Genomic DNA, 13,082 nt, shown 5'->3' on the forward strand with positions numbered 1-13,082 from the left:
AAATTAAATATTCAAAATTTTGGTTTCCCACTTAAATGGGAATTAAATTCTCTTTTATAAATGCACCAATTCTGGGTCATCTTCATGACCTTCTGCGTGATGATCTTCAGAAGCGAATCCGAAATACAACGCACTCAACATGGTGAATATATAGGCTTGTAGCAAGGCTACAAGTACTTCAATCAACATAATGGCAAAAGCCAATCCAAATGAAAGTGGACTTCCAATCCAGTTTTTAAAGATGAACATCAACCCAATCAAACTACCAATTACAATGTGTCCAGCCTGCATGTTTGCGTACAGACGAATTAAAAGCGAAAAAGGTTTAATGATCAATCCCAACAATTCTATGGGTACTAATATGATGTATAATGGTATTTTACCATACCAAGGCAACGAATCGCCTAAAGGGTTGAACTGGTGCATCCAGTAATCCTTTGTTCCAGTAAAATTTGTTATCAAGAAGGTTAAAATGGCCAAAGCTGTAGTTATGGCAATGTTACCTGTAACATTAATCCCCAGGGGAGTCATGCCAAACATGTTCAAAAACCATATAAAAAAGAATACGGTCAATAGAAAAGGCATGTACTTTTTGTAACGTTTCTCTCCGATATTAGGCCTAGCAATGTCATCTCGTATATAAAGGACTATAGGCTCAAAAAATCGGCCAACTCCGGTAGGAATACCTCCATTTTTAGCATAAGACCTTGCAAGACTTGTAAATAACCAGAACATTAAAAGTCCTGTCACTATAATCATGAACACGTTCTTAGTTATGCTAAAATCTAAAGGTTTGGCATTTGTTGGATGATGTTCTTTATCATAATTTATGGTGCCCTCTGCGTCAGTTTTGTAAATTTTACTGTGGTAAAGCTTGTAATAGTTACCATCGGCCTCTGCCAAAGTCTCGCCATGATGGAATTTAGAAGAAGAAAATACTTTTAGTCCTTCGTCCCACAGAATTACAGGCAGTGGAAACCCAACATATTTGTGCTCACCGTTCTCCTCAGTATAGGAAAAAAGAGAAAAATCGTGGGAATCCTGAAGGTGATGGGAGATATACTCTTTGATTTCGGTTTTTAGGTCTTTACCGTGGCCATCTTCACCATGTTGTTCCTCCTTCTCAGTTGCGAAGGAAATTTGTCCAAAAATCAGTACAGAAAATAGAAGAAAACTCTTCAAAATCGTTTTTCGCATTGCGCTTGAAATAACGGTCTCTAAAAATCGGTGCAAATGTAAGCCATTTACTAAGAAAGAAAAAAGCTTTACAGGTTTATTTTAAGGGATTTCGACGTCTGGTTGTCAAGGAATTATTTTTCCAGTGAATTCAAAAGTTTTGAAGCGTAAAAGGTCTCCAAAACAAGCGCAATTAAGTAAGGAATCAAAAAAGCAGAAATTTCTAGTTTATCGGTAACGCCGTCAGATTTGTAGACTGGATAAAAAACTAAAAAGAACACCAAAAATTTTAATAGGCTTCCTGCCATGAAAAGGAAACCCATGGCATTGCTCAGGCGGTCTTTTAAGAAATAAATTATCAAAAAAATTAGTGCAGCCAGTATAAAATTAATCACGTAAGAAGTTGCAATTAAATTATCCCATAATGGGAGGTTGTTCGACTGCAGCGCAAAAAGGTGCAGCCCAAATGCCACCAATAGACTTAACATTAGCACACCTAGGAAAATCAAAGGTAATCTCGCCATTAATATTCTATCTTTTTCAATTGGCGCAAAACTACCCAAATTGAAATTGCCACACCCAAGAGTGTGGCAATTACCGTAAATATTCTTTTTTCGGTTTCGAAATGACCATCTAGCCATTTGCCTCCTTGAACCGCGAGATAAATAATCGCACCCATCTCAAAGGCAATGCCTGTGAGAATCAGTGAATTTTTGAATCCCTTTTTCTTAGGAGACTTTTGCTGGCTCATTTTTAGCCGATTGCTGATGGCTCTTAATAGCACCATTTGAAGAATGGTTACTTGAGTTTGATGGTGGTGTTCCTTTACCCATTGTACAAGAGGCATTAAAAGTAGCACCAGGTTCCACGGCCAGTTTGGCTACATCAACAGTTCCTTCGATACGTGCTGAAGATTTTAAAGATAATAACTGTGAAACGTATAATTCACCCTTAAAGTTACCTTCAATATCGGCATTTACACATTCTACTTTTCCGTTAATTAAGCCATCTTTACCGATGACCACTTTACCAGAGGTCTTTACATTACCTTCAAGTTTGCCGTCAATTCTGAAATCGGCTTCTGAGGTAATATCACCTTTAATTTTCGTATTCTTTTCGATTCTGTTGGGCTGTCCGCCAAAATTGTCCATAGGTCGGGGTTTTTTGTTGTCTGAAAACATGTTTTTGCTCACGGTTTTGGGGTTAACATTTGAAGCTGATAATCATCCAAATTTTTATGCACTTGAATGATTTGATAATTTACTGATGAAATTACGAAATTCTCATCTTTAATACGGTAGTCCCTGTTGTTTTTTATGAGTTCTGCAAAGCCCAGAGCAAAGTCCCTGCCCTTAAATCCATGCACTACCACAAACTCGGTTTCAAGGTCATAAATGTCCTTGGAAACAACATTTTTATACTTAAGGTCCTTAATGACCTCTTCCAATTCTTCTTTCAGGGCTTCTGCCTTGCTATCTAAAATTCGTTTAAAGGTGAAAACCACCTTCCAGTTCTTAGTTCCTTGTGAAATCGAATCCAATGAAAATTCTTTGGTTGCCAGCTTTGGTAACTGTTCAGCAACCATACTTTCTGCTTTTTTGCCTTCTGGCTTATTCGGATACGTCAACGCCACATAGTTCAATGCTTCTTTAAAAGCCTCAAATCCTTGCAATCGCCCGACGGCATTTGCCTTCAGCATTTCAAATTTTGGAACGATTTCATCACCTGTGTATTGGTTGATATACGCCTGTGATTGCGTAATCACCATAAAATACTCTTGATTCTGATAACGCCTGAATAATTCTTCATATCTGGCATCAGGACTCTCGTCATCACCATTTAAGAAGGCCTCTGGGTTCAACAATATCTCTGCATAACGACTATCGCGATGATTAGAGATGATGTCTTGCCGCATGTCATCAGCCTTATAAGGGTCTGTTTCTTCATAAATCTTGTACAACTGATATTTTGACGGTAAGACCAGTCTGTCTATAGGATTTGATGCCAAAACCCGCTCAAGTTTACTCGATGCCAATTGGTTTTCTTTAAATTTCTCCTTGTAAATCAGTCCCAACTGGTAATTGGCAAAATTTCGTTCATCTCGTAAACTATCGATGACCGCTACGTCTGTCGGTATTTGTTCAAGATAAAAGTCCAATGAAAACTTGTCATCTTCCGACACCTCTGCAGCATTCTCACCGGCTGTCAACTCACCTGTTGCCTCTGAAATGCTAATTCGTTGCTTGTTGCTCCAGCGCCAATCATCGGAAAGTTCACGATCACCCCAGCGAGTTCGGAATTCCGTTTTTCCATAGCCTAGACTAGTAACATTGTAGAAATAAAACTTACCCTGGTTTTCTCGACCGCCTTTCGACTGTTGAAACGTGGCGAAACCTGCCTCGGTCTTGCGCTCTTTTTCTTCTTCTTCTGCTTCTTGTTTTGCTTTTAATTCTGCTATGAAGTCCTCAAAATAGGCCTTTCGTTCCGCTTCGGGCATTTCATAAACGGTAATTACGCTATCAGAATATTGTACAATATCCTCGTACTTAATGACATCTTCCAAATTATCCAACCGCTTTTTAATACTCCGGAATTTACGGGTACCTTCTTTAAGATTGGTCAATGTGCTATCGTAATAGGCCCCAGAAGTTTTGTATTCATTTCCGTCGAAATAATAATCAGCCAAGCTTTGATAATTCCGTGCATTCAATTCACGTTCACCATTTGCATTTTGAATGGACTTGTTATAGTAGGCCAACGCTAAACTGTCAGATTCAGTCGCCAAATGATACTGGGCCACTTCTCGGTAAATTTTCCCCAAAAAGGGTCGATTTTCTCGATTTTCTTGTAATTCCGTTAAATATTCTAGCAAAAACTCACGATTTTCCTCTGTAATCTCAGTATTTTGAATCTTCTTTAAATGCGAATTAACCATGTAAACCCGAGGTGATTTACGATTCAATGCTATCACCTTATCGAAGGCATAATTCGCACTGTCTTTAAACCCAAGTTGATTGTATAATTGGCCTATGATAAAAAGGTATCTGCCTTTCTCCTCATTTTTCTTGGTATACGCCTGGGCGATTTTCAATTTTTGTATTGCAGTGTCTGGAGCATTTAAATTTACATAGCATTGGGCCAATACTGCATTGCCATCTGCATACTCTTGGTCTTTCAATTCTTCATAATAGAAAAGACGCTTTAAATTCTTGATGGCCAATTCAGGATTATCCAGGCGCATGTTTGTCTTTTCCCTCCAAATGCTTGCCTGGTTCAGCTTATTGCTCTGGTTGTAATTCTTGAGGATGTAATTAAAGGATTCAAGTGCAGGAATGTAACGCTGGTCAAAATACCGTGCTTTACCCAAAAGTAAAAAAGCCTCGTCTGTTTGCGGATTTCGCTCCTCGTCCTTAATATTCATGCTGTGTTTCTGAATGGCTTTCGTCGCCTTTTCTTCAGCACGTTCAAAATTAGGATTGTTATTCTCAGAATCGAGCTTTACCTCATCGGTAACTTCTAAGCGTTCTATGGGAAGTAGCTCCCAAAAATTATCCTTATACGAATTTCGAAGCTCTGCACGGCCCTCTTCAAAAGCCAAATTACCATTATATAAGGTGTTGTATTTTGTGTTGAGGGCATGCCAATTACGATTGATAAACTTGTCCTTTTTCACAGAACAGCCCATCAATACCATGGCCAAAACAAAAGCTACAGTAGAAAAACGAATAGTTAGCCTCAATGTATAAATCTTTCCTATCCTTTGATAACTTAAAAAAGACTGGAATATTATAGGGCTAATCGATAAACTGCAAAGTTTTAGGTTGCCGGCTCAGCGGTATTTCCTGCAAAAAATGATTCGAGTTCCTTAAGGGTCTCTGCAGAAGTTTGAATGTCCTTGACGATTTCGCCTTTATTCAACACCACGATTCGTTCACAAACTTCGGTTACATGCATCAAATCATGGCTAGAAACCAAAACGGTTACATCTTCTTTTGCGGCCAATTCTTTGATTATAGCCTTTAATCGTATTTGAGTAGTGGGGTCTAAATTTGCAAAAGGTTCATCTAGAATGACAACTTCTGGACTACCGATAAAACTGGCTACAATACCGGCCTTCTTCTGATTACCTTTTGACAAATCTCTCAGATATTTCTTTTGGCCTAAAATTTCACCATGAAAGAAATCTTCGAAGGTGGCTAATAAAGCATCTACATCGGCTTTATTTCTGCCGCGAAGTTCACCAATAAAATAGAAATACTCTTCAGGGGTCAGATATCCGATAAGAAAGGTTTCATCAATAAAGGCGGAGGTAAAGGGTTTCCAAGCCTCACTTTGGTCAACACGCACATCATTATTCATAATATGACCTGAACTTGGTTGAATTAAATCAAGCAAAAGGCTGAAAAGTGTGGTCTTACCCGCTCCATTGTTGCCAACAAGTCCAAAACTTTGGCCCCTGGGTATCTCTAGAGATTCAATATTCAGTACCGTTTGTTGTCCGTATTTTTTTGAGAGGTTATTTGCTGTAATCATAGAATTATTTTTTGTTGTCCTGCATGCAGGAAATCAATACTGTTTAAAATTTTTATCCTTTTTGCTTGTATGCAGCAAGGGTCTTATACTTTTCTTTCTTGTAAATATTTTCAATCAGTTCGAAAACCTTATTCTTAAAAACAAACCCAGCCACACCAAACAAAGCGACAAATATGTAACCAGCCATCGGACTTATAGTAAAATGCCCAATAGCATAAATAACCATTGGCAAAAACAATTTGGGTAGCGTCAACAACAATGTTTTTGCATTAAAGGCCTGCTTATCACCAAATGCTTTTTTATTTGAAGTCAAATCGATTGGCGTTTTTACATAGGCGCCACCCCATAAAACCAAATAGGCATTAATACCAACATTATAAATTGCCCCTACTACAATTGCTGCATAGGCTTCCCAACCAAAATAGAGGTAAAAAGTGGCTAGAAATGTTGAGATTATGGTTGCTATAATCACCAAATACCATTTTGAGTTTAGGTATTCACGGTATTGAATATTCTGGCTCATCATTAAGGGATAATACGAACTGTCCCAACTGGGTACGTATTGGCCAAAACTGAAAAGGAAACCTCCGGTCACAAAGATTCCAGCAAATATTTTCCATGCTGGCCCCTTGTACACGTCTATACCACCCATAAACAATAGGCCATAAAAAATAAAGAAGAAACCCATGATTACTGCTGTACGAGAGCGCTTGTTTCTTTTGATCAGTTTAATGTCATTCTTCAAAAAGGTTCCAAGGTTGCCGAAGCGGTTCAACCAATCTAAATTCTCCGTCTTGGCCACCGATTTTTTGGTAGCCAGGCCAGCATCTAAGTACATATGCTTTTTGAAATAACTGAAAGACCAAAAGTACAAGCCCAACAAAACCACCCAAGGAATTGCTGCAGACCATGGAACATCGTAAAAGAAGTCAAAAACAGGTTGGGTATAGACCGTTATGTCAAACCAACTATTGTACTGAGCTAAACCTGCAAGAATAAAGACCCCAGCAAAGACGTAAAATACATTGTCCTTGTTGTTCGCCAGAACATTGACAAAGTTTAAGCAATAAATTAGGGCCATTAGGGCCAAGTGCCATCCGATAACATTAGCGGCAGGATAATCTTTAGTTAAAAGAATTATGCTGAATGGGATAAAGAAAAAGGCATGCATCCAATTAAAAAAGGATACTACGGTTTTACCTAAAGAATAGTTAACCACTTGACTCTTCTTAAAAGGAAGATAGAGCAAAGGTTTTATGTTGGTAACCGGCATTTTTTGAAGCATATATCGAAATACCAAATCAAAAGCCAGATAATAAATCATGAACTGGTTGACCACGCGTAAAGGGTCACCCAGACCCAATTCTTCAATCATAAAATAGGAGCCGAAACCAAGACCCAAGAAAACAGCAATAAAATACAAGGCTCCAAAAGCCATTAATATTTTAAACCAAATTTCTGTTTTAAAAGACGCAGATCTGAAAAACGATTTCCACTGCAGGTTAATGAAGTGTTTGAACATAGGTTGGTGCAATTTTTTAGGTTAGTATCTAAATGTACCAAATTGTTACATTAATCTTTTCTATTGACAAATTCTTGACCTTGAACTATGATTATTTAGCTTTGCCAAAATTTTTGCTATGAGTGATTTTCACGCTTTAGAAGTAAGTGCTGTTGAAGCCTTGACTCCGAATTCGGTTGCCTTATCTTTTGAAATCCCCACTGAATTGCAATCTTCCTTTGCGTTTAAAGCAGGACAATATATTACCCTTAAAAAAGATATTGACGGAAAGGATGTGCGACGTGCCTATTCCATTTCTTCGGCACCTTCTTCTGGCAAGTTGACTGTGGGAATTAAAAAAGTGCCTGATGGAACTTTTTCAAAATTTGCAAATGAATCGATTACTAAGGGAGATGTTCTTGAAGTAATGGCGCCCGAAGGGCGATTTGTCTTTGAACCCAATGACGAACCTAAAACCGTTTGCGCTTTCGCCGCTGGTAGTGGAATCACACCTATTATAAGCATTGCCCAAACCGTTTTGGAATCAAATAATACCAATCGTTTTGTTTTGGTTTTTGGAAATCAAACTCCAAATGAGACCATGTATCATTCTGAAATTCAAGCGCTTTCTAAAAAATATTCCGATAGGTTTTTTGTACAATGGTTATTTAGCAGGAGTTCTGAAGAAGATGCTCTGTTTGGGCGCATAGAACGGTCAACCGTGAACCTCATCCTCAAAAATAAATTTAAAGACTTTGATTTTGACGCTTTTTACCTCTGCGGTCCTGAAGAAATGATTACCGTAGTTTCAGAAACCTTGAAAGAACAAGGTATAGATGATTACAAAATTCTTTTTGAACTCTTCACCAGTTCTGAAACTGAAGATGAGCTAGCTGAAAATCTGGAAGGTAAATCAACCGTTAAGGTTGTTTTGGATGATGAAGAATTTGAGTTTACCATGGACCAGAAAGAACTGGTTTTGGATGCAGTTTTAAAAAATAATATCGATGCCCCTTACTCTTGTCAAGGTGGTGTTTGCAGTTCGTGTATTGCTAAGGTTGTTGAGGGTAAGGCTGAAATGGTCAAAAATCAAATTCTTACCGATGGTGAAGTTGAAGAGGGACTGATTTTAACTTGCCAATCCCACCCAACTACATCTACAATTAAAATTGACTACGACGATGTTTAATGATTTCCTTTATTAGGAATCAAGATTACAATCAAGTTCGTCAATTGAATCTTGTGCTTCATCAACCGCTTGGTCAAATTCTGCTTTTTCAGAACTATCAACACAAGGTCTAGCACTTTCTAGCGCATCTAAATAGGTTTGTGCAGAGGCTCTGAAAGCGTTGCAGTTTGCAACGGACGGTTCGATACCAAACTGCGTAGCAGCCGCGCTCAAAGCTTCTGCTTCAGTTGATACTTCTTGGGCCCAAAACCGCTCTCCACAATTATCCAAGACAGAATCGTCTTCGGAGCATCCACTCCAAATGAGGGTTGTCAATAAAATTCCGAAAGTGTGCTTTAACCGCTTCATAATTAATTTGTTAGATTATTTTCCAAAAGTATTGCTAAGCGCTTATGCACATGGCTTTCTTGTATAGTTAGGCTTAAACTTTGTATAATCAGAAGATTTCTAACCTGGCAATACTTAGGATTTCTAGCCTTGGGCTATTTTCTCGTCCAATACCTTCATCGAATAATCATAACCAATAGTATACGCTTTCTCGATTCCCTTCTTATCCAACACCCCGATATTCTCTAATTCGGTAGGTTCAATTTGCAAATCACACTGCTGTAATTTGTCATGACTTGAAGCATAAACCATTAGTCCGGTAATTCTAGTTGCCAATTGAATGGAATTGCTCAGGTCTTTTTGCTCCAGCTTTCCTGCAATGCTCACATTGCTTCCAATTACAAAATCACTTTCCGCATCAACATATTCTTTTGGGAAATTATTCATGATTCCGCCATCAGCGTACAAAATATCATCAATTAGTACAGGGCTAAATACTGGCGAAAGTGCGGCCGAGGCCAAAAGTGGTTTTATCAACTGGCCTTCACTAAATACTTTTTCCAAACCATTTTGCATATCGGTTGCTACTACATACAACGGCTTTTTCAATGTAGCGAAAGAATCGTTTTCGAAGTGCTTTTTTAAAATAGGTGCGTATCTGTCCGTATTAATAAACCCTGGTTTCCCAAAAGCAAAAAAGCTATATTGAAATAGTGGTGTCTCCTTAAAAAATTGAAGCATAGTTTCAACAGGGGTGTCATTGGCATAGAATGCCCCAACTAAGGCACCTATGCTACTCCCAGAAACCACTTTGGCCTCCAAACCATGTTCTTGCATGGCCTTAATCAAACCGATATGCGCCATACCCCGAACGCCTCCGCCTGAAAGGACCAATCCAATTGAATTCATAATTGATTGTCAGTGTTTTGCGCAAAGTTATTTTGTTTTAACACTAGAATTGTAAAGAAAACTGTAATCTTTCCATGATTTTTAAGACCAAACCCCTTGTCGATAATTATCGTATGTTTACTGAAGCGAGAAATATCCTTTGAAATCGTCACCAAAAAATACGGTCGCCATTTTGGTTTTTGCCAATTCATCCCTATTGGATGAGTCACGCAAGGGCATTCCGCATTCTCGGCAACTTTTTGATGAGTTAACAGACGATGTCCTTAAAAAGGTAGAAAAAACAGGGCTTCCTTTCTACTTATGTGATGAGCGGCAACAAATAGGATCCGATTTTGGCACACGGTTTACCGCTGCAATCCAAACTACTTTCGCCAAAGGTTTCGACAGCATCATAACTGTTGGTAATGACACTCCTCATTTAACTGTTGAAATGCTTTTGCAATCCCACAAGAACCTCATGGAAGGGAAAACGGTAATTGGACCAAGTAGCGATGGCGGAGTCTATCTTTTGGGAATTCATAAAAACAAATTTGACGCCCAATTATTCCGAGTGATGCCCTGGCAACAGGAAACTCTCTTTGATACCTTGGGTTTACATTTTTTGCGGAAAGGTATTTTACACCAACTACCGAAGTTGAATGACCTTGACTCTACAAAAGATATTCAGATTATTTTAGATACCAAGCAGCGACTTTCTGTGGCGCTAACCGGTCTCTTATTGCGATTGGTTCGAAAATCTAGGGCCGAAAGAACGCCTTATTTAGTTCAAACAATTTCTGGATTTCAAAACCCCAATTTCAATAAGGGCTCCCCTCTACACTTTCAATAAATCACATATCATCAATACTGTTAGCGTTCAAATTTTTGGTCAGTCGGTCAAAATTAGTTGAGTATGAACGCTTCGTTTGGCCTGTATCAGGCAAATCTATTTTTAAAACTAAAAAACCATCATGGCAAATTCATATTACGACCCAGCAGATTTAAGAAAATTTGGAAAAATAACTGAGTGGAGTGAGGAACTTGGAACAAAGTTTTTTGACTACTACGGAAAGGTTTTCGAAGAGGGTGCCCTGAGCGCGCGAGAAAAATCATTAATTGCCTTGGCCGTTGCCCATGTTGTCAAATGCCCTTATTGCATAGATGCCTATACCAAAGATGGCCTACAACGAGGAATTACCAAAGAAGAAATGATGGAGGCTGTTCACGCCGGTGCAGCCATAGAAAGCGGAGCAACACTGGTTCACGGCGTACAAATGATGAATAAGTACAATAAATTATCAATGTAGATTATGGCTGAAAGTATAATGAACGAAGTAAAAAAGGCTTCTAAAAAATCACTGAAGGCTCGCGATGGAGAACTTGCTTCGATTAACAAGCAACTTGACATCTTAAATGGGGGTCTTTTTGCAGAAGGAGAACTTCCGTATTTCAAGGACAAAATTGCTGAAATAGGGCATTTTCCCCTGAAGCCAAAAAAACTTGAAATTCTTCAAATAAATGTGGGGTACATGTGTAATCAGGTATGTGAACACTGCCATGTGGATGCCGGTCCTGACCGCAAGGAAATCATGACCCGTGAAACTATGGAATTGTGCCTTGAAGTCATTCGAAATACCGGAGCACATACCCTTGATTTGACCGGCGGAGCCCCTGAAATGAATCCGAATTTTCGTTGGTTCGTAGAAGAAGCTGCAAAAGCAGGTATTCAAGACTTTATTGTTCGTTCCAACTTGACGATTATTCGGGCCAATAAGAAATATTATGATTTGCCTGACTTCTTTAAAGCACATAATGTACATGTCGTGTCGTCGATGCCGCACTACACTCGAGGCAAAACGGACAAGCAGCGTGGTGATGGAGTGTTTGATAAGTCAATAAAAGCCCTTCAAGAGCTTAATGCAAGAGGCTATGGAATGCCTGGCAGTGATTTGCGCCTCGACTTGGTCTATAATCCATCAGGGGCCTTTCTACCTGGCGACCAAGCAGCTATGGAAAAGGACTTTAAAAAAGCCCTTGATGAAGATTTTGGCATTCAGTTTCACAATCTTTTTGCAATCACAAATTTGCCTATATCCCGGTTTTTAGATTACCTCATTGCTTCTGACAACTACGAGGACTACATGTATGCTTTGGTTGAGGCTTACAATCCTTCAGCCGTTGCAAACGTCATGTGTACCAATACAATCTCCGTAAGTTGGGATGGTTGGTTATATGATTGTGATTTTAATCAAATGTTGGACATGAAAGTAGCCAGCAAGGTCAAACATATTAAAGATTACAACGAGGATATTTTAAACGATAGAAACATCATTATTTCACAGCACTGTTACGGCTGTACTGCGGGCGCAGGAAGCAGTTGTCAAGGTACAGTTGCCTAATACCAAGAACACAAAAAACAGATTCAATGAGCTATTTAGAAGCAACAAACGATTTATATAGAGAAGCAGCACTAACTCCAGATGTAGGACTTTGCTGCACCACTAATCCTATTTGGGAGTTACCCGGACTTAAGATTCCGAAAATTATGCAGGAAATGAACTATGGCTGTGGAAGTACAGTTCATGCAAGAGACTTATCGAACAATCCTAAAATGCTTTATGTAGGTGTTGGCGGTGGAATGGAATTGCTCCAATTTTCCTATTTCAATCGTCAAAAAGGAGGCGTAGTTGGTGTTGACGTAGTAGATGAAATGCTTGAAGCAAGCCGTAATAATTTTAAAATTGCTGAAGCGGAAAACGATTGGTTTAAGTCTGATTTTGTTGAGCTTAGAAAAGGGGATGCTTTGAATTTACCGATTGAGGACAACACCATTGACGTTGCCGCTCAAAACTGCCTCTTCAATATTTTTAAGGAAGAAGATTTAAAACGCGCCATTGAAGAAATGTATCGCGTGCTTAAGCCACATGGTAAACTGGTGATGAGCGACCCTACCTGCGAGCAAGAAATGAACGATACTTTGAGAAACGATGACCGGCTTCGCGCATTATGTCTGAGTGGCAGTCTACCTATCGAGCAATACGTAAAAGCATTGACCGATGTAGGCTTTGGTACCATTGAGATTCGGGCAAGAAAACCTTACCGCATCCTAGATCCAAAAAATTATCCAACAGATGAATTGATTTATATTGAATCAATTGAAGTTGCAGCCATCAAAGATCCAATGCCTGAAGACGGACCTTGCGTGTTTACGGGAAAAGCAGCCATCTATTTTGGAAATGAGGACTACTTTGATGACAACAAGGGACATGTGCTCTTAAAAAATCAACCTTTGGCCGTTTGCGACAAAACCGCTGGGGCACTTGGTTCTTTGGGCCGTGATGACATCTTTATTAGTGAGTCAACTTTTCACTATGATGGTGGGGGTTGTTGTTAGAAAATAACGAACAATGGTTATTAGGGACTAGAAGATGTGCATCCAATCGATACTTAATCTCCTTTGGTCGCTTA

Annotated in this window: 14 protein-coding genes; 5 read left to right on the forward strand and 9 right to left on the reverse strand. The window is 39.0% G+C overall.

All coding sequences use genetic code 11. The features are described from left to right. Positions 1–54 precede the first annotated feature (54 nt). From atpB to HCU67_RS04415, 7 genes are all read right to left on the reverse strand, one after another. Positions 55–1,197, reverse strand: a complete 1,143-nt coding sequence (gene atpB, locus HCU67_RS04385; protein WP_168551361.1) for a F0F1 ATP synthase subunit A — start codon at positions 1,195–1,197, stop codon at positions 55–57. Between the two features lie 113 nt (positions 1,198–1,310). After that, positions 1,311–1,700 carry a DUF6168 family protein gene (locus HCU67_RS04390; RefSeq protein ID WP_168551362.1) on the reverse strand — a complete coding sequence of 130 codons (390 nt, stop codon included), beginning with the start codon at positions 1,698–1,700 and terminating at the stop codon, positions 1,311–1,313. Next, positions 1,700–1,927, reverse strand: a complete 228-nt coding sequence (locus HCU67_RS04395) for an AtpZ/AtpI family protein (protein WP_168551363.1) — start codon at positions 1,925–1,927, stop codon at positions 1,700–1,702. The genes HCU67_RS04390 and HCU67_RS04395 overlap by 1 nt, the downstream gene beginning before the upstream one ends. After that, a complete protein-coding gene (locus HCU67_RS04400) occupies positions 1,905–2,357 on the reverse strand; it encodes a bactofilin family protein (RefSeq protein ID WP_168552053.1) in 453 nt (150 codons plus the stop codon). Before HCU67_RS04400 ends, HCU67_RS04395 begins: the two co-directional genes overlap by 23 nt. A gap of 8 nt (positions 2,358–2,365) precedes the next feature. Further along, positions 2,366–4,915: a type IX secretion system periplasmic lipoprotein PorW/SprE gene (gene porW / locus HCU67_RS04405; protein WP_486813351.1), complete on the reverse strand. Its 2,550-nt coding sequence runs from the start codon at positions 4,913–4,915 to the stop codon at positions 2,366–2,368. A 77-nt stretch (positions 4,916–4,992) separates the two neighbouring features. Further along, entirely contained in the window at positions 4,993–5,709 is a 717-nt protein-coding gene (locus HCU67_RS04410) for an ABC transporter ATP-binding protein (RefSeq protein WP_168551364.1), read from the reverse strand. A gap of 52 nt (positions 5,710–5,761) precedes the next feature. Next, positions 5,762–7,231 carry a DUF5687 family protein gene (locus HCU67_RS04415; RefSeq protein ID WP_168551365.1) on the reverse strand — a complete coding sequence of 490 codons (1,470 nt, stop codon included), beginning with the start codon at positions 7,229–7,231 and terminating at the stop codon, positions 5,762–5,764. 118 nt (positions 7,232–7,349) lie between these two features. Here HCU67_RS04415 and HCU67_RS04420 point away from each other — a divergent pair, with 118 nt between their 5' ends. After that, positions 7,350–8,399, forward strand: coding sequence for a ferredoxin--NADP reductase (locus tag HCU67_RS04420; protein ID WP_168551366.1), 1,050 nt, complete (start codon positions 7,350–7,352; stop codon positions 8,397–8,399). 12 nt (positions 8,400–8,411) lie between these two features. On the opposite strand, the gene HCU67_RS04425 is transcribed toward HCU67_RS04420, so the two are convergent. Beyond that, positions 8,412–8,747: a hypothetical protein gene (locus HCU67_RS04425; protein WP_168551367.1), complete on the reverse strand. Its 336-nt coding sequence runs from the start codon at positions 8,745–8,747 to the stop codon at positions 8,412–8,414. 123 nt (positions 8,748–8,870) lie between these two features. Then, on the reverse strand, positions 8,871–9,635 hold the full coding sequence (locus tag HCU67_RS04430; RefSeq protein ID WP_168551368.1) for a patatin-like phospholipase family protein: 765 nt from the start codon (positions 9,633–9,635) through the stop codon (positions 8,871–8,873). A 139-nt stretch (positions 9,636–9,774) separates the two neighbouring features. On the opposite strand from HCU67_RS04430, the gene HCU67_RS04435 reads away from it, so the two are divergent. The 4 genes from HCU67_RS04435 to arsM all read left to right on the forward strand — a co-directional run bounded on the left by HCU67_RS04435 (position 9,775) and on the right by arsM (position 13,008). Then, positions 9,775–10,464 carry a TIGR04282 family arsenosugar biosynthesis glycosyltransferase gene (locus HCU67_RS04435; RefSeq protein ID WP_168551369.1) on the forward strand — a complete coding sequence of 230 codons (690 nt, stop codon included), beginning with the start codon at positions 9,775–9,777 and terminating at the stop codon, positions 10,462–10,464. A gap of 121 nt (positions 10,465–10,585) precedes the next feature. Continuing rightward, entirely contained in the window at positions 10,586–10,921 is a 336-nt protein-coding gene (locus tag HCU67_RS04440) for an arsenosugar biosynthesis-associated peroxidase-like protein (protein ID WP_158776344.1), read from the forward strand. Between the two features lie 3 nt (positions 10,922–10,924). Next, entirely contained in the window at positions 10,925–12,013 is a 1,089-nt protein-coding gene (gene arsS, locus HCU67_RS04445; RefSeq protein ID WP_210423623.1) for an arsenosugar biosynthesis radical SAM (seleno)protein ArsS, read from the forward strand. 26 nt (positions 12,014–12,039) lie between these two features. Then, positions 12,040–13,008, forward strand: coding sequence for an arsenosugar biosynthesis arsenite methyltransferase ArsM (arsM, locus tag HCU67_RS04450; protein WP_168551370.1), 969 nt, complete (start codon positions 12,040–12,042; stop codon positions 13,006–13,008). Positions 13,009–13,082: the final 74 nt, after the last annotated feature.

This window comes from Croceivirga thetidis, assembly GCF_012272815.1.
In the GTDB taxonomy this organism is placed as follows: Bacteria; Bacteroidota; Bacteroidia; order Flavobacteriales; family Flavobacteriaceae; genus Croceivirga; species Croceivirga thetidis.

Coding starts and splice junctions, on each gene's coding strand:
- atpB (WP_168551361.1), bottom strand. CDS start 1,197: ATGCGAAAAACGATTTTGAAGAGTTTTCTTCTATTTTCTGTACTGATT.
- HCU67_RS04390 (WP_168551362.1), bottom strand. CDS start 1,700: ATGGCGAGATTACCTTTGATTTTCCTAGGTGTGCTAATGTTAAGTCTA.
- HCU67_RS04395 (WP_168551363.1), bottom strand. CDS start 1,927: ATGAGCCAGCAAAAGTCTCCTAAGAAAAAGGGATTCAAAAATTCACTG.
- HCU67_RS04400 (WP_168552053.1), bottom strand. CDS start 2,357: ATGTTTTCAGACAACAAAAAACCCCGACCTATGGACAATTTTGGCGGA.
- HCU67_RS04410 (WP_168551364.1), bottom strand. CDS start 5,709: ATGATTACAGCAAATAACCTCTCAAAAAAATACGGACAACAAACGGTA.
- HCU67_RS04415 (WP_168551365.1), bottom strand. CDS start 7,231: ATGTTCAAACACTTCATTAACCTGCAGTGGAAATCGTTTTTCAGATCT.
- HCU67_RS04420 (WP_168551366.1), top strand. CDS start 7,350: ATGAGTGATTTTCACGCTTTAGAAGTAAGTGCTGTTGAAGCCTTGACT.
- HCU67_RS04425 (WP_168551367.1), bottom strand. CDS start 8,747: ATGAAGCGGTTAAAGCACACTTTCGGAATTTTATTGACAACCCTCATT.
- HCU67_RS04430 (WP_168551368.1), bottom strand. CDS start 9,635: ATGAATTCAATTGGATTGGTCCTTTCAGGCGGAGGCGTTCGGGGTATG.
- HCU67_RS04440 (WP_158776344.1), top strand. CDS start 10,586: ATGGCAAATTCATATTACGACCCAGCAGATTTAAGAAAATTTGGAAAA.
- arsS (WP_210423623.1), top strand. CDS start 10,925: ATGGCTGAAAGTATAATGAACGAAGTAAAAAAGGCTTCTAAAAAATCA.
- arsM (WP_168551370.1), top strand. CDS start 12,040: ATGAGCTATTTAGAAGCAACAAACGATTTATATAGAGAAGCAGCACTA.